We start from the raw sequence: 18070 nt of genomic DNA, 5'->3' as shown, positions 1-18070 counted from the left end.
CCCGCGCCTCCCACGCGCCGCACCGTCCCCACGGGGGCGGTGCGGCCGTTCGCATACCGGTGCCTCCGTCTGCGCATACTGAGGCAGACGGAAGGTGTCGTTCAGGGAGCGTTTCTCAGTGACGGACGCGGAGGACCGCAAGCCGCAGTCGGACGAGGCGCGGAGTGCCTTCAGGGTTCCCGCCGGGTCGTCGGTGACCCAGGTGACCCAGATGATCCCGGTCGTACCGGCGGCCGAGGCGGAGTCGTCCACGACGTCCGAGTTCGCCGTGCCCGAGGGGCTGACGGCGCCCAGGACGGGGACCGCCGAGTCGGAGACCACGTCCGAGTTCGCCGTGCCGAACGGCTTCGACGTCACTCCGGCGCCCGTGGTGGAGCCGGAGGGATCCGCCTTCAGCCTGCCGAGCACCTACAGCGCCAGCCAGGCCCCGCCCGCCTTCACCCCGGCGGGCGGCACCCCGGCGGTCAACCTGCCCAATGACGTCCCCTGGCAGGACCGGATGCGCACCATGCTGCGCATGTCGGTGGCCGACCGGCCCGCGCCCGAACCGGTGCACAAGGCGGCGGAGGAGGGCGGCCCCGCCGTCCCACGCGTGCTCGACCTGACCCTGCGTATCGGCGAGCTGCTGCTCGCGGGCGGTGAGGGCGCCGAGGACGTGGAGGCGGCGATGTTCGCGGTCTGCCGTTCCTACGGCCTGGACCGCTGCGAGCCGAACGTCACCTTCACCCTGCTGTCGATCTCCCACCAGCCGTCCCTGGTCGACGACCCCGTGACGGCGTCGAGGACGGTACGCCGCCGGGGCACCGACTACACGCGCCTGGCGGCCGTCTTCCGGCTCGTCGACGACCTGAGCGATCCGGAGAACCACCTCTCCCTGGAGGAGGCGTACCGGCGGCTGGCGGAGATCCGCCGCAACCGGCACCCCTACCCCGGCTGGGCGCTGACCGCGGCCGCCGGGCTGCTCGCGGGCACGGCCTCCGTCCTGGTCGGCGGCGATCTGATCGTCTTCGTGGCCGCGGCGCTCGGCGCGATGCTCGGCGACCGGCTGGCGTGGCTGTGCGCGGGGCGCGGACTGCCGGAGTTCTACCAGTTCACGGTCGCCGCGATGCCGCCGGCCGCGCTCGGCGTCGCGCTCACCGTGGGGCACGTCGACGTGAAGGCGTCCGCCGTCATCACCGGTGGACTGTTCGCGCTGCTGCCGGGGCGGGCGCTGGTGGCGGGCGTGCAGGACGGCCTGACCGGCTTCTACATCACCGCCTCGGCGCGCCTGCTGGAGGTCATGTACTTCTTCGTCGGCATCGTCACCGGCGTGCTGCTGGTCCTGTACTTCGGTGTGAAGCTGGGCGCCGCCCTCGACCCGGACGCCGCGCTCGCCATGAGCCGGCGGCCGGTGCTCCAGATCGTCGCGGCGATGCTGCTGTCGCTGACCTTCGCCGTGCTGTTGCAGCAGGAGCGGTCCACCGTGCTCCTTGTGACGCTCAACGGCGGTGTCGCGTGGTCGGTGTACGGCGCGATGCACGACGTCGGCAACATCTCCCCGGTGGCGTCCACGGCCGTGGCGGCGGGCCTGGTGGGCCTGTTCGGGCAGTTGCTGTCCCGCTACCGGTTCGCGTCCGCGCTGCCGTACACGACCGCCGCGATCGGGCCGCTGCTACCGGGTTCGGCGACGTACTTCGGCCTGCTGTCGATCGCGCAGAACCATGTCGACAACGGGCTGGTGTCGCTGGCCAAGGCGGTGTCGCTCGCCATGGCCATCGCGATCGGGGTGAACCTCGGCTCGGAGATCTCCCGGCTGTTCCTGAAGATGCCGGGCGCCGCCTCCGCCGCGGGGCGCAGGGCCGCGAAGCGGACCCGCGGGTTCTGACCCGCGGGCGCCCGGCTCCCGCACTTTCTACGGGGACTTCCTACGGGGACTTCCTACGGGGCGCGGTAGTAGCCGCCGTTGTCCGGGTACTGCGGGTTCTGGTCGTAGCCGCCCTGGCCCTGCTGCTCGCCGTAGGGCTGCTGCGGATACGGCTGCGCGTACTGCTGGCCGTAGCCGTACTGCTGCTGCTCCTGCGGGGGCTGGTTCTGCCCGCCGTACTGGTGCGGCGGCTCGATGCGGCGCAGGCGGGTCGTGGCGTCGTCCATGACCGGCTGCTGGAACTGCTGCGGCTGCTGCCCGTACGGGGCGGCGGCGGCCTCCGGGGCCGGGGCGGCCGACTCCTCGGGGGCGTTCTTCGCCTTGGAGCGGGCGCGCAGGAACTCGATGATGATCGGGACCACCGAGACGAGGACGATCAGGATGAGGATCGCCTCGATGTTGGCCTTGACGAAGCCGATGTTGCCCAGCCAGGAGCCCAGGAGCGTCACGCCCGCGCCCCACAGCACACCGCCGATGACGTTGAAGACCAGGAACGAGCGGTACCGCATGCCGCTGACGCCCGCGATGATCGGCGTGAACGTGCGCACGATGGGCACGAAGCGGGCCAGGACCAGGGACTTCGGGCCGTACTTCTCGAAGAACTCGTGCGCCTTGGTGACGTTCTCCTGCTTGAACAGGCGGGAGTCGGGCCGGTTGAAGAGCGACGGCCCGACCTTCTTGCCGAACATGTAGCCCGCCTGGTCGCCCAGGACCGCGGCGAGGCAGATCAGGGCGATGGCGCCCCACAGCGGGAAGTCCAGCTGCTTCGACGTGATCAGCAGACCGCAGGTGAACAGCAGGGAGTCACCCGGCAGGAAGAAGCCGATGAGCAGGCCCGACTCGGCGAAGACGATGAGGAGCAGGCCCCAGATACCGAAGGAGTTGAGCAGGTGGTTCGGATCCAGCCAGCTCGGGCCGAGGGCAAGCGTCGTCACGGTTCCGGACTCCTGAGGGGTGGGGTGGTACGGCGTCGGGGGCGAGGCGAAGCCTCGTGCGGTGCCGCACAAAGCTACCAACGCAAGGTATACGCCCAAGGTTCCATGAGTGCCCGGGGGATGGCGCCGCACGGTCCGCTCACGCCAAGCTTGCGCCATGAACATCGAGGAATACGGCGGCGGCCAGGAGCCCGAGCCGGACGTGCTGGTCGTGACGACGAACGACGTACCCGGCCACCGGGTGGAGAAGGTCATCGGCGAGGTCTTCGGGCTGACGGTCCGGTCCCGGCATCTGGGCAGCCAGATCGGGGCGGGTCTGAAGTCGATGATCGGCGGTGAGCTCAAGGGACTCACCAAGACGCTGGTGCAGACCCGCAACCAGGCCATGGAGCGGCTCGTCGAGCAGGCACGCGCGCGGGGGGCCAACGCGGTGCTGGCCTTCCGCTTCGACGTGACCGAGGCGGCGGACGCCGGCACGGAGGTGTGCGCCTACGGCACGGCCGTGGTCCTGGTCCGGGAGTGACCGCCCGGGGCCCGGGTGCCGGGCACCCGGGCCCCTCTTTTTTCCTCCGGCGTTCCCGCGGCGTTCCTACGACGTGTGCCGCTCGGCGTTGGCGAGGATCGCGTCGTGCAGGTACGCGGCCAGGCCCGGCCGGATCTTCTCGTAGGTGGCGGTGAAGCGCGGGTCGGCGACGTACATCTGCGCCAGGCAGCTGTGCATCTCGTGCCCGCAGTCGTAGTAGCTGCCGGAGATGAACCGGCGGTGCGCCTCGGCCACGTCCATGGCGGCCTCGGAACGGGCCGGTGTGCCCGCGTCGAGCAGCTCCGCCATGCGCCGGTGGATCGCGTCCTGCTCCACGGTGAGCCGCTTCCAGTCCTCCTTGGTGTACGAGGCGGTACGGCGCTGGGACTGCCGGTAGGCCTCCGTGCCGCCCCAGCGCTGCCGGACCTCGTCGGCGTATTTCTCGGGGTCGTGGTCGCCGAAGACCTCGAACCGCTCCTCCGGGGTGAGATCGATGCCCATCCTGCGTGCCTCCATGGCGTGCTCCACGGCCGCGGCCATCTCCTTCAGCTTCTCGATCCGGGCGGTCAGCAGTTCGTGCCGGCGGCGCAGGTGCGCGGCCGGATCCGCCTCCGGGTCGTCGAGCAGGGCCGCGACCTCCTCGAGCGGGAAGCCGAGCTCCCGGTAGAACAGGATCTGCTGCAGCCGGTCGAGATCCGCGTCGCCGTAGCGCCGGTGGCCCGCGTGGCTGCGCTCGCCCGGGACGAGCAGGCCGATGTCGTCGTAGTGGTGCAGGGTGCGCACCGTCACTCCGGCGAATCCGGCGACCTGTCCCACGGAGTAGCTCACTTCCGCTCCTTTCTCGGTACGTGGTCCACGGTGGCTCCTCACGCCGCGTGAGGTGCAAGCGTGTTTCGTTCCGGATGTTGTGTCGCTTTCGTCCGCTTATCGTGAGCCCGTGGCCCAGGACACCGCGCAGCAGGCACCGACCGCCCCGGCGGCCCCGGCCCGCGCCCTGCTGCCGCTGATCCTGCCCGCACTGGTCGTCGGGGTCGGCTCCAGTCTGCTGTTCCTGCTGGTGAGCGGGGTGGCGGAACGGTTACAGGCGGTTCTGTGGGGGAGCCTGCCCGATGCCCTGGGCATCGGGCGCTACTCGGTCGCCTGGATGCTGGTCGTGCTCACCGCGACCGGCGTCCTGGTGGGACTGGTGGTGTGGAGGGCGCCGGGGCACGCCGGACCGGACCCGGCGACGCTGGGTCTGACGGCCGCCCCGGTGGCGCCGGCCGTGCTGCCGGGGCTGCTGGTGGCCGCCGTGCTCATGCTGGCCGGCGGGCCGAGCCTCGGCCCCGAGAACCCCCTCATCATGGCGAACGTGGCTCTGGCGTTCGCGCTGGGCCGCCGGCTGCTGCCCCGGCTGCCGGGCGCGCTGTGGCCGGTGCTGGCGGAGGCGGCGACGATCGGCGCCCTGTTCGGCACCCCGGTGGCCGCCGCGCTCGTCGTCTCCGAGGCGCTGGCCGGGCGGCCGGCCAAGGGGGCGCTGTGGGACAACCTCTTCGCGCCGCTGGCCGCCGGGACCGCGGGCGCACTGACGACCGCGCTGGTCGCCCGCCCCACCTTCGACCTGGGTCTGCCTCCCCTCGGCCGGCCGCACTGGGGCGACCTCCTGGCCGCGCTGGTGACCGCCTTCGCGGCCGCGCTGCTCGGCCTGCTCGCCGTGTACGCCTTCCCCTACGTCCACCGTGCCTTCTCCCGGCTCGGGCATCCGATGCTGGTCCTTCCCGCCGGTGGGCTCGTGCTCGGTCTGCTGGCGGTGCTCGGCGGTCCCCTCACGCTCTTCAAGGGGCTGTCGGAGGTCGCGGAACTGGCCCGCGATCCCGGGGCCTGGACGGCGGGGCAGTTCGCGACCATGACCGTGGTGAAGCTGGCCGCGCTGCTGGTCGCCGCGTCCTGCGGGTTCCGCGGCGGGCGGATCTTCCCGTCCGTGTTCGTCGGCGCCGCCTTCGGGCTGACCGCGCACGCCCTCGTGCCCGCGGTGCCCGAGTCGCTCGGCGTGGCGGCGGGCGTGCTGGGCATGCTCCTGGCCGTCACCCGACAGGGCTGGGTGAGCCTGTTCACGGCCGCGGTGCTCGTGTCCTCGCCGGCCGTCCTCGCTCTGCTGTGCGCCGCCTCACTGCCGGCCTGGCTGCTGGTGACCGGCAGGCCGCTGATGCAGCTCGGGAAGGACGGTACGGCGATCCGCTGACCCCGCAGCCCCTCCCCCGCCTCCTCGAACCCCCCGGCCCCAGGAACCCATCGATCGCGTCGATCCCGCAGGAGACAGCCCATGCCGCTGCACCGAGGACACGAGAAGCCCGACGAGCGCCCCCTGTCGGTCAATCCCTTCTACGGAGAGGCGAATCCGGCCGTCGAGATGGCCGAGGCGCCGCCCAAGCACCGGCTCGGCGACACGCCCCTGCCGCCCTCGACGGCGTACCAGCTCGTGCACGACGAGCTGATGCTGGACGGCAACTCCCGGCTGAATCTGGCCACGTTCGTCACGACCTGGATGGAGCCGCAGGCCGACGTCCTGATGAACGAGTGCCGCGACAAGAACATGATCGACAAGGACGAGTACCCGCGCACCGCCGAACTGGAGCGGCGCTGTGTGGCGATGCTCGCCGACCTGTGGAACGCGCCGGACCCCTCGGCCGCCGTGGGTTGTTCGACGACCGGGTCGAGCGAGGCGTGCATGCTCGCCGGGATGGCGCTCAAGCGGCGCTGGGCGCGGCGCAACGCCGACCGCTACCCCGGGCGGGATGCCCGTCCGAACCTCGTCATGGGCGTCAACGTCCAGGTGTGCTGGGAGAAGTTCTGCAACTTCTGGGAGGTCGAGGCCCGTCAGGTCCCCATGGACGGCGACCGCTACCACCTCGACCCGCAGACCGCCGCCGAGCTGTGCGACGAGAACACCATCGGGGTCGTCGGCATCCTCGGCTCCACCTTCGACGGCTCCTACGAGCCGATCGCCGACCTGTGCGCGGCCCTGGACGCCTTCCAGGAGCGCACGGGCCTCGACATCCCGGTGCACGTCGACGGCGCCTCGGGCGGCATGATCGCGCCCTTCCTCGACGAGGACCTGGTGTGGGACTTCCGGCTCCCGCGGGTGGCCTCGATCAACACCTCGGGCCACAAGTACGGGCTGGTGTACCCGGGTGTCGGCTGGGCGCTGTGGCGGGACGGCGAGGCGCTGCCCGAGGAGCTGGTCTTCCGGGTCAACTACCTGGGCGGTGACATGCCGACCTTCGCGCTGAACTTCTCCCGGCCCGGCGCGCAGGTGGTGGCGCAGTACTACTCGTTCCTGCGGCTGGCCCGCGAGGGCTACCGGCTGGTGCAGCAGTGCACCCGGGACGTGGCCCGCCACCTCGCCGAACGGGTCGAGGCGCTCGGCGACTTCCGGCTGCTGACCCGCGGCGACCAGCTGCCGGTGTTCGCCTTCACCACGGCGCCGGAAGTCGAGGCCTACGACGTGTTCGACGTCTCCCGGCGGCTGCGCGAGAACGGCTGGCTGGTGCCCGCGTACACCTTCCCGCCGAACCGGGAGGACCTGTCAGTCCTTCGCGTGGTCTGCCGCAACGGGTTCTCGGCCGACCTCGCCGAGCTGTTCCTCGACGACCTCGGCCGCCTGCTGCCCCAACTGCGCCGCCAGCCGCACCCGCTGACCCGGGACAAGAACGCGGCCACCGGGTTCCACCACTAGAGCCTGCCGCGACCCTAGAACGGGAAGCCGCTCCGGCCGTGCTGGACCGAGATCCACTTCAGCGTGGTGAAGGCGTCCAGGGTCGTCTCGCCGTTCAGACGGCCGATGCCGGAGTGCTTCTCGCCGCCGAAGGGGACGAGCGGCTCGTCGTGGACGGTGCCGTCGTTCACGTGGAACATGCCTGTGTCGATCCGCCGGGCGAAGGCGACGCCCCGTTCGACATCCGCCGTGTGGACGGCGCCGCTGAGGCCGTACGGCGTGTCGTTGACGATCCGGACCGCCTCCTCCTCGCCGTCGAACGGGACGACGAAGGCGACCGGTCCGAAGACCTCCTGGCGGAGCAGGGCGGAGTCGGCGGGCAGGTCCGTCAGGACCGACGGCTCGACGAGGTTGTCGGTGGTGGCGCCGCGCAGCAGGGCGGTGGCCCCCTCGGCGATCGCCTGCTGGACGACGCCCGACAGCGCGTACGCCTGCGTGGAGTTGATCACCGGGCCGATGACGGTCTCCGGGTCGCGCGGGTCGCCGACCTTCAGCGAACCGACCTTGACGACGAACTTCGCGGTGAACTCCTCGGCGACCGAGCGGTCCACCAGGATCCGGTTCGCGGCCATGCAGACCTGGCCCTGGTGGACGTACCGGCTGAAGACGGCCGCGTCGACCGCGTAGTCGAGGTCGGCGTCGTCCAGGACCACGACCGCGCTGTTGCCGCCGAGTTCCAGGACCGAGCGCTTGAAGTGGGAGGCGCAGACGGTGGCGACGTGCCGGCCGACCTGGTCGGAGCCGGTGAAGGAGATGACCTCGGGGACGGGGTGCTCGATGAAGGCGTCGCCGATCTCGGCTATGTCCGTGATGACGACGTTGAGCAGACCGGCCGGCAGACCCGCGTCCTCGAAGATCTTCGCGATCAGGGAGCCGCCGGTGACCGGGGTGTCCTGGTGCGGCTTGAGCACCACGCCGTTGCCGAGGGCGAGCGCCGGGGCGACCGACTTCAGGGACAGCAGGAAGGGGAAGTTGAAGGGGCTGATGACGCCCACGACACCGACCGGCACCCGGTAGAGGCGGTTCTCCTTGCCGTCGACCGGGGAGGGCAGGATCTTCCCCTCGGGGCGCAGCGCCAGGTGGATCGACTCGCGCAGGAACTCCTTGGCGAGGTGTAGTTCGAAAGCTGCCTTCAGACGGGTGCCGCCGAGCTCGGCGATGATCACGTCGGTGATCTCCGGCTCCCGCTCCTCGACCAGTCGCAGCGCCCTCTCGAAGACGGTCCTGCGGGCGTAGGCGTTGGTCGCGGCCCATTCCTTCTGGGCGCGGGCGGCCGCGCGGTAGGCCTGGTCCACCTCGTCGACCGTGGCTATGGTGATCGAGGCCAGCTTCTCCCCGTCGTAGGGATTGAAGTCGATGATGTCCCAGGAGCCGGTCCCCGGGCGCCACTCGCCGTCGATGTACTGCTGGGCCAGTTCGGTGAAGTAGGACGACATGCGCTCCTCGATCCCCTGCCGCGAGACGGTCGAAGCAGTCGGAGCCCCGGATCAACCCCCGATCACTTCTTCATGGTCTGATCGCGTGTCATCGTACTTGCGAGCGAGGCGAGTTGGGCGTCCGATGCGTGTTTCCGGGGGGGGTTTCCCTACGACAGCTGGAGCAGCCCGCGCAGCAGGTCGCGGCTCTCGTCCGGGCCGGGTCCGTCGTGCTGGAGTTCCTCCAGCGTCCGCTCGTACTGGGCGACGTCCTCGGGCTTGTCCAGGTAGAGGGCGCTGGTGAGCTGCTCCAGGTAGACCACGTCCGACAGGTCCGACTCGGGGAAGCTGAGGATGGTGAAGGCCCCGGACTCGCCGGCGTGCCCGCCGAGGCTGAACGGCATGATCTGCAGCCGTACGCTGGGCCGCTCGGACATCTCGATCAGATGCTGCAACTGCCCGCGCATCACGTCACGGTCGCCGTGGGGACGGCGCAGGGCGGCCTCGTCCAGGACGATGTGGAGGTCGGGCGCGTTCTCCGAGACGAGGTACTTCTGCCGCTCCATGCGCAGCGCCACCCGCCGCTCCACGTCGGCCTCGCTCGCGCCCTGCATACCGCGCCGGACCACCGCACGGGCGTACGCCTCGGTCTGCAGCAGTCCGTGCACGAACTGCACCTCGTAGACGCGGATCAGCGACGCCGCGCCCTCCAGTCCCACATAGGTGGGGAACCAGTTCGGCAGGACGTCGGAGTAACTGTGCCACCAGCCCGCGACATTGGCCTCCCTGGCGAGGGAGACCAGCGAGGTGCGCTCCGTCTCGTCCGTGATGCCGTACAGGGTCAAGAGGTCTTCCACGTCTCGGGTCTTGAAGCTCACCCGACCCAACTCCATCCGGCTGATCTTCGATTCCGAGGCGCGGATCGAGTACCCGGCCGCCTCGCGCGTGATCCCCCGCGCTTCCCGCAGCCGCCTGAGTTGCGAGCCGAGCAGCATGCGCCGCACCACCGATCCTGGCTCTCCCGCGCTCACGTTCGCCAGCCTCCCCAACCGTCTTCAAGGCCCGCAGTCTGCCACTAATTCACTCCGAGCTGTACTCGCGCGATTACGGAAACGGAAAGAGATCAAGGAATATGCGCGGGCGCCCGCCGGGCGGGAGACCGGCGGATGACAGGAAGATGGCGGAAAAAATGGCCAGTAAGCGGTACGGGGAGGAGCATTTCGGTCGCGTGCACGTGCATCTGCCCTTGCATCTGCTCTGCGCATCCGAAACCATGGTCTCGCGCCACCGCTGCATCGCAACGACCGCGGATTACCGGGAGTGCCTCGCATGGGGACGAATGGATCGACCATGCTCGAGCCGTTACGGCTGGGCCTTCCCCCGCTGGATCCCGCGGCCGTGGCCAGCGCGGCCTCCTGCGCGCTGCCCGCCCGCTACGAAGCGGTGCGCGAGGCGAGACGGTTCACCCGCACGACCCTTGACCACTGGGAGCTGGACGACCGGTTCGAGGACGTCTGTCTGGTGGTCTCCGAACTGGTCACCAACGCCCTGCGGCACGGACTGCCGGAGCCTGCGCCGGAGCCCGCGTGCGACCACGACTCGCCCGTGCGGCTGCATCTGCTGCGCTGGACGGGGCGGCTGGTGTGCGCGGTGCGCGACCCCAGCCGGGAGAGCCCGGTCGCCCGCGAGACGGACGACTTCTCGGCGGAGTCGGGCCGCGGCCTCTTCCTCGTCGACTCCTTCAGCGACGGCTGGGGCTGGCACCCGCTGACAGGCACCCTGGACGGCAAGGTGGTCTGGGCACTCTTCCGGCTGCCGCCCGCCGAATGACGAACCGCGGCCCTCTTCTGCGCCGCGGTTCTACGCGCGTCACCGCGTGTCGCGCTCCTGTCGCCCGGGGTCACGCGCACGACCGAGGGGCACGTCAGCCCGCTATCAGGTGGTCGAACTCCCCGTCCTTGATACCGAGGAGCATCGCCTCGATCTCCGCGCGCGTGTAGACGAGCGCGGGACCGTCGGGGAAGCGGGAGTTGCGCACCGCCACGTCTCCGCCCGGCAGTCGCGCGAACTCCACGCAGGAGCCCTGCGAGTTGCTGTGCCGGCTCTTCTGCCAGGCCACTCCGCGCAGCCCTGCCGCCGCCATGCCGTTGTACACGTCGCCCCCGTACCCGCCCTCGACGTCGTGGTCCACAGGTCGCTCCCCGGTGGTGCACTGGCTGGTATGGCCATTGATGCATCGGTCAACTGATCCGGATCATAGCCCTGTTCACATGCAAATGCGCGCGCAGATGCACGTGCACGAGGAGTGGTTCAGCGGTTACAGGCCTGCCGTCCGCCTCACCCGAGCCGCTCCAGCGTCTGCCCCAGAGCGCGCAGGACATGCGAGCGCCATCCCCCGTCCATGATCTTTCGCGCCATCATCTGTGCCGGGTCGTCCGGATCGAATCCGTCGTGCACCAGGAAGAGACGCGTCCCGCGGCCTTCCTGTTCCAACTTCCAGGTGAGTGTCCAGTCCGCGGGATTGGCCGGATCGGCGTCCCTCCAGCGGACGGACAGCATCCGCCGGACGTCGTAGGCAAGGACCTCCACGTCGATGACGCCGGAGAAGCGGGAATGGGGACGCGGAACGGAGGTCATCCGGTAGCGGTGGCCGACCTCCAGACGGAAGTCCGCGGCACCCGGCATCTGCCACTGCGCGAGGAGCGAGGGCTCGGTGAGGGCCCGCCAGACCTTGGGGAGGGGTCTCCCCTGCTCGAGCGAAGCCGAGAGCTTGGGGAAGGGTGCGGGTAGAACTGGTCGACGCGGATCGTGGTGAGGTCGTCGTGGGGGTCGGTGCTCATGTGCGATCGCCGTGGGGTGTGGGGGCCGGGGTCGGCGCTCAGGTGGGGATGTCGTCGGGCATACGGTCCAGCAGCGCGCCGAGTTCCTTCATCCGGCCGCGCCAGAACCGCTCGTACGGGTGGAGCCAGTCCTGCACCTCCGCCAGCGGGGCCGCCTCCAACCGGTAGATGCGCTGCCGTCCGGAGCGCTGTTCGGAGACGAGGCCGGCCTCCCGGAGCACCTTGAGGTGTTCCGAGAGGCTGGGGCGGCGCATGGCGAAGCGGTCGGCCAGCTCCTGGACGGGCTGGGGCCCCTCCTCGCGCAGCAGCCGCAGCACCTCGCGGCGGGTGGCGTTGGCAAGCGCGGCGAAGACGCGGTCCTCGGCGGCGGTGTCCGTCCCCTTCATGCGGTACTCGTCCCGTTCATGGCAGCGGTCAGAAGCCTTCCTTCTCCGTCAGCAGCATCAGACCGTTGCCGTCGGGGTCCGCGAAGGAGGCCATGCGGCCCCAGGGCAGGTCGTCCGGACCCTGCACCGGGATGCCCGCCTGCGCGAGCCGCGCGCAGGCGGCGTCGACATCGGTCGTGACCAACATGATCCCCCGTGCCGATCCGGGCTCGAAACCCCCCATCCCCGGCCCGGAGAGCGTGAAGACCGTCTGCGCCCCGGCGGGCGCCACCTGGAGCCAGCGCCCCTGGGGCATGTCCCGGTCGGCGACGGTCTCGAAGCCGAGGACGTCCGTGTAGAAGCGCAGCGCGCGGTCCTGGTCGCCGACGGGGAGGGTGATGAAGGAGGCGTGAGTGATGTTCATGGGGACGACTTTAGGTAGGAGATTCCCTACGCGTCAACCGTAGGGAATCTCCTACCTATCGTTCGCCGGCGCCGCCTGCCGGATCAGCGGCCGGACGAGTACGGCAGCAGCGCCATCTCCCGCGCGTTCTTGATCGCCCGCGCGAGGAGCCGCTGCTGCTGGGCCGTGACCCGGGTGACCCGGCGGCTGCGGATCTTGCCGCGGTCGGAGATGAACCTGCGCAGCAGGTCGGTGTCCTTGTAGTCGATGTACGAGATCCCGGCCTGCTCCAAGGGGTTGGGACGGGGCTTGGCGGGCTTGCGGTCGCTCTTGCGGGGCATCGGGTCAGACCTCCAGGAGGGTGTCGAAGGCGGACGCCAGGCCCCTCCAGGCCTCGCGCCCGGCGGCGTACTCGGCGTCGGTCAGCAGGCAGGACTCCAGCAGCCGTTCGAGGCCGTCGCGGTCCAGGCCGGGGGAGGTGAAGACGAGGTGCTGGCAGCGGTCGCCGTGCTCCGGGTGCCAGTCCAGCGCGGCCGCGGCCCGGCGCACCGGCGGGACCAGGTCCCAGGCCGCGTCCGGCAGGGCGGCGAGCCAGGGGCCCGCGCCCTCCACGCACAGCGCGCCGCCGGCCGCGTCCCAGTGCAGCAGCGTGTCGGGCCGGTCGGCCAGCCAGAACCGGCCGCGGCTGCGCGCGGCGGCACAGGTCAGGTCCTCGAGGGCCGTGTACAGCCGTTCCGGGTGGAAGGGGCGGTGGCGGCGCCAGACCAGCGTCGAGACACCGTGCGCGTCGGTCTCGGCGGGCAGCAGCGCGCACGCCGGATGCTGGGCCGCCGCGGCCGCCTCGACGTCGAATCCGGCGAGGGCGGCGCGGACCAGCTCCGAACGTCCGGTCCCCGCCCCCGCACGTGCGTGGGAGGTGCCCGCCGGGTCACCGTGGCCGATCGGGACCCGGCGGGCCGTCGGGTGGAGTTGTGCCAGCAGTTCGCGGTCCTCGTCGTCGGCGTCGGGGGAGTCGGCGACGGCGAGCACGGGCGCGTACTCGAGCTGCCGGGCGAAGGTGTCGGCGACGGTCCGCTGGTCGGTGGCGGCCGCGGCGAGCCCGCCGTCGGCCAGATCGTCGCCGTTGCCGAGGTACGGCAGGACCAGGGCCGGGTCGACGGCGATGACCACGCCGGTGACGGTGAGGCCGCCGGCCACCACCACCTCGGCCATCGCCTTGGGCTCCACGGAGTCCCACAGTTCGACCACCGCGAGCCGGGTGCGCCCGGCGTCGGCGATCCCGCGCAGCTCCGGCACCAGGTCCTCGCGCAGCGCGCAGCACGCGCAGTCGTTGACCAGGGGCGTCTCACCGCGGGACAGCTCCCCGGAGGCGTCCCGGACGGTCCGCACTACCGTGCCCGCGGGGGCCGTCGCCAGGTCGTGGTGGAGCGCGACGCTGCCTGGTACCTCGGCGAGGAGCCGCGCGACGGCCGCCCTCCGGGCGTCGGCGTGCAGCCCGCCGACGATCACCACCGGCAGACTCACGCCCCGCCCCGCTTCCCGTACCGGCGCTCGAAGCGCTCCACGCGCCCGGCGGTGTCGAGGACGCGGGCGGTGCCGGTGTAGAAGGGGTGGCTGACGTCGGAGATCTCGACGTCGACGACGGGGTAGGTGCGGCCGTCCTCCCACTCGATCGTCTTCTCGCCGGTCATGGTCGAGCGGGTGAGGAAGGCGTAGCCGGCGGCACGGTCACGGAAGACGACGGGCCCGTAGGCCGGATGGATTCCCTTGCGCACGGCGGCCTCAGCGCTCCTCTCGGAAGTCGACGTGCCGGCCGGCGACCGGGTCGTACTTGCGCAGGGTCAGCCGGTCCGGATCGTTGCGGCGGTTCTTGCGGGTGACGTAGGTGTAGCCGGTTCCGGCGGTGGACCGGAGTTTGACGACCGGGCGGAGTTCATTGCGTGCCATGCCGCTATGCTACTGAAAATGAATTCCATTTACATCACCGCGCGAGGAGAGGTAGGTCACCCATGTCCGCCCACTGCATGCTGACCGGCGCCCGGCCCGGCTTCGGCAACCGCGTCTCGCACTCCCACCGCCGGACCTCCCGCCGCTTCGACCCGAACATCCAGAGCAAGCGCTACTGGCTGCCGAGCGAGGGCCGCCATGTGCGGCTCCGGCTGAGCGTGAGGGCCGTCAGGACCGTCGACACGATCGGCGTCGAGGCGGCCGTGGCGCGCATCCGCGCGCGCGGAGTGAAGGTCTGAGGAACTCCGGACAACCGAGGAACAGGGAGACGCCATGGCGAAGAAGAGCAAGATCGCGAAGAACGAGCAGCGACGGCGGATCGTCGAGCGGTACGCCGCCCGGCGGGCCGAGCTGAAGGAGATCATCCGCAGGCCGTCCTCGTCACCGGACGAACGGCTCGCCGCCGAGCGGGAGTTGCGCGGGCAGCCGCGGGATGCGAGCGCCACGCGGGTGCGCAACCGCGACCAGACCGACGGCCGGCCGCGCGGTTACCTGCGCACCTTCGGCCTGTCCCGGGTGAGCCTGCGGGAGCAGGCGCACGCCGGGCATCTGCCCGGGGTCCGAAAGGCCTCCTGGTAGAGCCCGGCCTTGGTAGCTTGCCGCGGTCGTACCGGCCGCCGGACGGCCGGCCGGGCCGAGGCTGGGAGCTTTCCGATGACGACGGCGATCAAGGCGACGACGGCTGCCAGGGCGACGGGGGTGAGCGCGGCGACGCGGATCGCGGCCGCGGCCCTGCTCGGCGCGGTCGCGCTCTCCGGGTGCGACAGCGGCGGCTCCGGTGACACGGGCGGAGTCGGCGCCACCCCCGGCGCGACCGCGTCCACGACCGGCGGCGACGACGGCGGCGCGGGCGATTCGGCCGCCGATGGTGACGGCGTGGACGGCAGTTGGCTCGCCACCACCGGTGGCAGGGCCGTGGCTCTGATCGTCAACGGCAAGCAGGCAGCGCTCTTCTCGACCGGCCGGACCATCTGCACCGGAACGGGCGGCCGAGGAGGGCGCGCGGCACGTGATCCGCCTCGACGCGTGCAAGTCCCGTACGACCGGCACGGTGGACTCCGTCAACAGGACCACGCTCAGCGTTACCTGGGAGGGTGGTCTCGGCACGGAGACGTACACGCGGTCGACCGGCGGGGCACTACCGTCGGGCCTGCCAACGGCGAGCCTGGGCTCCTGACGTTCGCGAAGCCGATCGCGGGGCGGGCAACCGCGCGGCGCGCTCATGCGTGATGATCCCCGGGCATCGTCACGACCCAAGGGACCAGTTCATGCGCGCCATTCCGCTCACCGTCACCGCTCTCACCGCGGCCCTCCTGCTCACCGCCTGCGGCAGCGGCGGCGGCGACACCGGCTCCGGGGACAAGAACACCGGCAGCACGGCCTGCCGGATCGGCGGGCTCGGGGTCCAGGTCGGACCCGCCAACGCCGCGCCCGCCGCCGGGGACACGGGCGATGTGCCCGTCACCGTCACCAACCGGGGTGCCCGCTGCACCCTGGAGGGCTTCCCGGGCGTCACCCTGTCCGCCGGCAAGGCCACGGCGACCGTCCCGCAGGACACGTCCGGCAAGCCGCAGAGGCTCACCCTGGCCAAGGGCGACACGGCGTCCTTCACCCTCACCTACGTGCGGGCCAAGGAGGGCGGCACCAAGAGCCTCGCGGTGACGTCGCTGAAGCTCCGCCTGCCCGGAGCGTCCGACAGCCAGGACTTCCCGTGGTCCTACGGCCCGGTCCAGGGCAAGAAGGACGCGGGCGACCCGGACGCCTCGGTGACGGCCTTCCAGCAGGCCGGCGACTGACCGCGACGTCCTTCACACGGGTGGCGGCGGACCACGACGCCGGTCGCGCGGACGGTTCACGCGGGTGGCGACCGGCCGCGCCGCCGTCACGCGGGTGGTGCGGCCCGTCGGCCGAGTCGCGGGCGGGACTTCACCTGGGCCCGGTCCGCCGCCCGGGCCCCCTCCTCCCAGCCCTCCGTGTCGCTCACTCCGCGCAGCCGGGTGGTGGTCGTCTCCGGGAACAGGCGGTCCACGCGGTCGGTGACCGCGACGTCCCGGGTCGCCAGGACGGGCAGCAGGTCCGCGGTGACCTGGGTCTCGGCGGCCGCCGCGAGGCGGGCGCCGACCCGGTGGGCGTAGGCGGCGAGGAAGGACTGCCGGAAGGTCTTCGTCCGCTTGCGCCCGCCCGCCCGCTGGGCGGCCTCCGCCCTGGTCATCGCGGTGGTGGCCTGGACCAGCAGCGAGGCGTGGAGCAGTTCGACCGCCTCCAGGTCGGCTTCGAAGCCGACGACGGTGGAGAAACCGAGGGCCTCGTTCCACACGGCGCGGCAGTGGTTGGCGGTGGCGACGGCGTCCAGCAGCACGGCCTTGGCCTGTTCGTACGGCGCCTCGACACCGATCCGGCAGGCGCCGGGGGCGTCGGGTGCCGGGGCGCGGGCCGCGAGCAGCGCCTCGTCCACGCTGTGCCGCGCCATCAGCTCCTGCGCCTTCGCGCTGAGCGCCTCCGCCTCCTCCGGGTACCCGGTCGCCTCCGCCTTGGCGAGCAGCGCCCGGATCCGGGTGAGCATGCGGGACTCGGCCCGGGGCGCGGGCGCGGTCTCGTCCAGCGGTTCGAGCGCGGGGAGCCGCAGCAGCAGGCGGTAGAGCTCCAGGACGGTGGTGGCGTGCGAGAAGCGGTCGGCGCGGGGCGGTTCCCCGCAGGGCAGTGCGTCGAGCTGGGCTGTCCAGCGCGGGCCGCGCGGCCGGTCGTCGGCCGACTGCGCGCGGACGAGCGCCGCGAGCAACTGCGCGTGGGCCTCGTCGAGCTCCCGCCGCACGAGCCGTGCGACGTCGGCGGGCTGCCAGCCGCGCTGCCAAGCCGTCGCCACGAACTCCTGTCCGCGCCTGAGGAGTTCCGCGTCTGCCGCGGGGTCGGCCGCCAGCAGGGAGGCACCGGTGTCGAGGGCGTCGTCGGAGGGTGCGTACAGGGCGGCCCGGAAGGCGCCGTCGACGGTGTTGGACGTACTCACCGCTCGATCGTGCCATGAGCCACCCGAAACTCTGTCCACAGCCTGTGGACAACCATCCACCGCCGGAGGCGGCAGAGGTGTCAACTCAAGGTTGACACCTCTGCGGTGCGCAACCTACGGTTGACACATGACGAACCCCACCATCAGGTCGAGCGTCCGTCTGGACGACCTCATCTCGGCCATCAAGACCGTCCACCAGGAACCCCTCGAACAGCTCCAGGACGCCGTGCTCGCCGCCGAGCACCTGGGCGAGGTGGCGGACCACCTCATCGGGCACTTCGTCGACCAGGCCCGGCGCTCCGGCGCCTCCTGGACCGACATCGGCAGGAACATGGGCGTCACCCGGCAGGCCGCGCAGAAGCGGTTCGTGCCCAAGGAGTCGGCCGACCTCGATCCCAGTCAGGGCTTCAGCCGCTACACGCCCCGCGCCCGCAAGGTGGTCATGGCCGCCCACGAGGAGGCCAAGGCCGCCAGGAGCGCCGAGGGAACGCCCGCGCACCTGGTCCTCGGGCTGCTCATCGAACCGGAGGCCATGGCCGCGCAGGCCGTCGAGGCCCAGGGCGTCACCCTGGACGCCGTCCGCGAGGCCGCGACCGCCGCCCTGCCGCCGGCGTCCGACGACGCCCCCGAGCTGGTCCCCTACGGCTCGGCCGCCAAGAAGGCCCTGGAGCTCACCTTCCGCGAGGCCCTGCGCCTCGGCCACAACTACATCGGCACCGAGCACATCCTGCTGGCCCTGCTGGAGCTGGAGAACGGCGAGGGCGTCCTCAGCGGCCTCGGCCTGGACAAGACACGCACCGAGGAGTACGTGGCGGCGGCCCTGGCGGAGCTGGTGGAGGACCGGTCCCGCCAGGACGAGGACCAGGAGCCGCAGGCGGAGGGCGGACCGGAGGGCTGACCTGCCCGGACTGACATGCCCGG

General features: G+C 71.5%; 22 protein-coding genes and 1 pseudogene. 10 read left to right on the top strand and 13 right to left on the bottom strand.

Annotation, left to right across the window (positions count from 1 at the left end):
- Positions 1-118 precede the first annotated feature (118 nt).
- Positions 119-1864: a threonine/serine ThrE exporter family protein gene (locus OIE49_RS19870; protein WP_326803482.1), complete on the top strand. Its 1746-nt coding sequence runs from the start codon at positions 119-121 to the stop codon at positions 1862-1864.
- A gap of 53 nt (positions 1865-1917) precedes the next feature.
- Here the strand turns inward: OIE49_RS19870 and OIE49_RS19865 are convergent, their stop codons facing one another.
- Positions 1918-2838, bottom strand: a complete 921-nt coding sequence (locus tag OIE49_RS19865; protein ID WP_326803481.1) for a DedA family protein — start codon at positions 2836-2838, stop codon at positions 1918-1920.
- A 157-nt stretch (positions 2839-2995) separates the two neighbouring features.
- Here OIE49_RS19865 and OIE49_RS19860 point away from each other — a divergent pair, with 157 nt between their 5' ends.
- On the top strand, positions 2996-3361 hold the full coding sequence (locus OIE49_RS19860) for a YbjQ family protein (RefSeq protein ID WP_326803480.1): 366 nt from the start codon (positions 2996-2998) through the stop codon (positions 3359-3361).
- Between the two features lie 66 nt (positions 3362-3427).
- Here OIE49_RS19860 and OIE49_RS19855 read toward each other — a convergent pair whose 3' ends face one another.
- On the bottom strand, positions 3428-4189 hold the full coding sequence (locus OIE49_RS19855) for a MerR family transcriptional regulator (RefSeq protein WP_326803479.1): 762 nt from the start codon (positions 4187-4189) through the stop codon (positions 3428-3430).
- Between the two features lie 109 nt (positions 4190-4298).
- Between OIE49_RS19855 and OIE49_RS19850 the strand changes: the two genes are divergently transcribed.
- Together OIE49_RS19850 and OIE49_RS19845 are read left to right on the top strand one after the other, a co-directional pair.
- Positions 4299-5582: an ion channel protein gene (locus OIE49_RS19850; protein WP_326803478.1), complete on the top strand. Its 1284-nt coding sequence runs from the start codon at positions 4299-4301 to the stop codon at positions 5580-5582.
- An 81-nt stretch (positions 5583-5663) separates the two neighbouring features.
- Positions 5664-7076 carry a glutamate decarboxylase gene (locus OIE49_RS19845; RefSeq protein WP_326803477.1) on the top strand — a complete coding sequence of 471 codons (1413 nt, stop codon included), beginning with the start codon at positions 5664-5666 and terminating at the stop codon, positions 7074-7076.
- 14 nt (positions 7077-7090) lie between these two features.
- On the opposite strand, the gene OIE49_RS19840 is transcribed toward OIE49_RS19845, so the two are convergent.
- The gene (locus OIE49_RS19840; protein ID WP_326803476.1) at positions 7091-8551 is read right to left on the bottom strand and encodes an aldehyde dehydrogenase family protein; all 1461 of its coding nucleotides are present in this window, start codon (positions 8549-8551) and stop codon (positions 7091-7093) included.
- A gap of 149 nt (positions 8552-8700) precedes the next feature.
- Positions 8701-9525, bottom strand: a complete 825-nt coding sequence (locus tag OIE49_RS19835; protein ID WP_100568597.1) for a helix-turn-helix domain-containing protein — start codon at positions 9523-9525, stop codon at positions 8701-8703.
- Positions 9526-9859: 334 nt separating this feature from the next.
- Between OIE49_RS19835 and OIE49_RS19830 the strand changes: the two genes are divergently transcribed.
- Complete coding sequence (locus OIE49_RS19830; RefSeq protein ID WP_403324037.1) at positions 9860-10360, top strand: ATP-binding protein; 501 nt, start codon at positions 9860-9862, stop codon at positions 10358-10360.
- A 94-nt stretch (positions 10361-10454) separates the two neighbouring features.
- Here OIE49_RS19830 and OIE49_RS19825 read toward each other — a convergent pair whose 3' ends face one another.
- From OIE49_RS19825 to rpmG, 8 genes and pseudogenes are all read right to left on the bottom strand, one after another.
- On the bottom strand, positions 10455-10721 hold the full coding sequence (locus OIE49_RS19825; RefSeq protein WP_100568509.1) for a DUF397 domain-containing protein: 267 nt from the start codon (positions 10719-10721) through the stop codon (positions 10455-10457).
- Between the two features lie 146 nt (positions 10722-10867).
- A pseudogene (locus OIE49_RS19820) lies at positions 10868-11370 on the bottom strand (SRPBCC family protein).
- Between the two features lie 38 nt (positions 11371-11408).
- On the bottom strand, positions 11409-11756 hold the full coding sequence (locus OIE49_RS19815) for an ArsR/SmtB family transcription factor (RefSeq protein WP_326803473.1): 348 nt from the start codon (positions 11754-11756) through the stop codon (positions 11409-11411).
- A 28-nt stretch (positions 11757-11784) separates the two neighbouring features.
- Positions 11785-12159, bottom strand: a complete 375-nt coding sequence (locus OIE49_RS19810) for a VOC family protein (protein ID WP_100568506.1) — start codon at positions 12157-12159, stop codon at positions 11785-11787.
- A gap of 83 nt (positions 12160-12242) precedes the next feature.
- Positions 12243-12479, bottom strand: coding sequence for a 30S ribosomal protein S18 (rpsR, locus tag OIE49_RS19805; protein WP_100568505.1), 237 nt, complete (start codon positions 12477-12479; stop codon positions 12243-12245).
- A gap of 4 nt (positions 12480-12483) precedes the next feature.
- Positions 12484-13662, bottom strand: a complete 1179-nt coding sequence (locus OIE49_RS19800; RefSeq protein ID WP_326803472.1) for a CobW family GTP-binding protein — start codon at positions 13660-13662, stop codon at positions 12484-12486.
- Positions 13659-13913 carry a type B 50S ribosomal protein L31 gene (locus OIE49_RS19795; RefSeq protein WP_326803471.1) on the bottom strand — a complete coding sequence of 85 codons (255 nt, stop codon included), beginning with the start codon at positions 13911-13913 and terminating at the stop codon, positions 13659-13661. The genes OIE49_RS19800 and OIE49_RS19795 overlap by 4 nt, the downstream gene beginning before the upstream one ends.
- 7 nt (positions 13914-13920) lie before the next feature.
- Positions 13921-14085 carry a 50S ribosomal protein L33 gene (gene rpmG, locus OIE49_RS19790; protein WP_100568502.1) on the bottom strand — a complete coding sequence of 55 codons (165 nt, stop codon included), beginning with the start codon at positions 14083-14085 and terminating at the stop codon, positions 13921-13923.
- Positions 14086-14147: 62 nt separating this feature from the next.
- On the opposite strand from rpmG, the gene rpmB reads away from it, so the two are divergent.
- From rpmB to OIE49_RS19770, 4 genes are all read left to right on the top strand, one after another.
- Complete coding sequence (gene rpmB / locus OIE49_RS19785) at positions 14148-14384, top strand: 50S ribosomal protein L28 (protein ID WP_100568501.1); 237 nt, start codon at positions 14148-14150, stop codon at positions 14382-14384.
- A 34-nt stretch (positions 14385-14418) separates the two neighbouring features.
- A complete protein-coding gene (rpsN, locus tag OIE49_RS19780) occupies positions 14419-14724 on the top strand; it encodes a 30S ribosomal protein S14 (RefSeq protein ID WP_326803470.1) in 306 nt (101 codons plus the stop codon).
- Between the two features lie 75 nt (positions 14725-14799).
- The gene (locus OIE49_RS19775; RefSeq protein WP_326803469.1) at positions 14800-15375 is read left to right on the top strand and encodes a hypothetical protein; all 576 of its coding nucleotides are present in this window, start codon (positions 14800-14802) and stop codon (positions 15373-15375) included.
- Between the two features lie 38 nt (positions 15376-15413).
- Positions 15414-15941: a DUF4232 domain-containing protein gene (locus OIE49_RS19770; protein WP_326803468.1), complete on the top strand. Its 528-nt coding sequence runs from the start codon at positions 15414-15416 to the stop codon at positions 15939-15941.
- Positions 15942-16027: 86 nt separating this feature from the next.
- Here the strand turns inward: OIE49_RS19770 and OIE49_RS19765 are convergent, their stop codons facing one another.
- Positions 16028-17149 carry a DUF2786 domain-containing protein gene (locus OIE49_RS19765; protein ID WP_326803467.1) on the bottom strand — a complete coding sequence of 374 codons (1122 nt, stop codon included), beginning with the start codon at positions 17147-17149 and terminating at the stop codon, positions 16028-16030.
- Between the two features lie 127 nt (positions 17150-17276).
- Between OIE49_RS19765 and OIE49_RS19760 the strand changes: the two genes are divergently transcribed.
- A complete protein-coding gene (locus OIE49_RS19760; protein WP_326803466.1) occupies positions 17277-18047 on the top strand; it encodes a Clp protease N-terminal domain-containing protein in 771 nt (256 codons plus the stop codon).
- Positions 18048-18070 lie beyond the last annotated feature (23 nt).

Origin of the sequence: Streptomyces sp. NBC_01788 (assembly GCF_035917575.1) — a bacterium.
Taxonomy (GTDB): domain Bacteria; phylum Actinomycetota; class Actinomycetes; order Streptomycetales; family Streptomycetaceae; genus Streptomyces.
The sequence above is the reverse complement of the archived record's forward strand: the minus strand, read 5'-3'. Positions and strand labels throughout refer to the sequence as shown.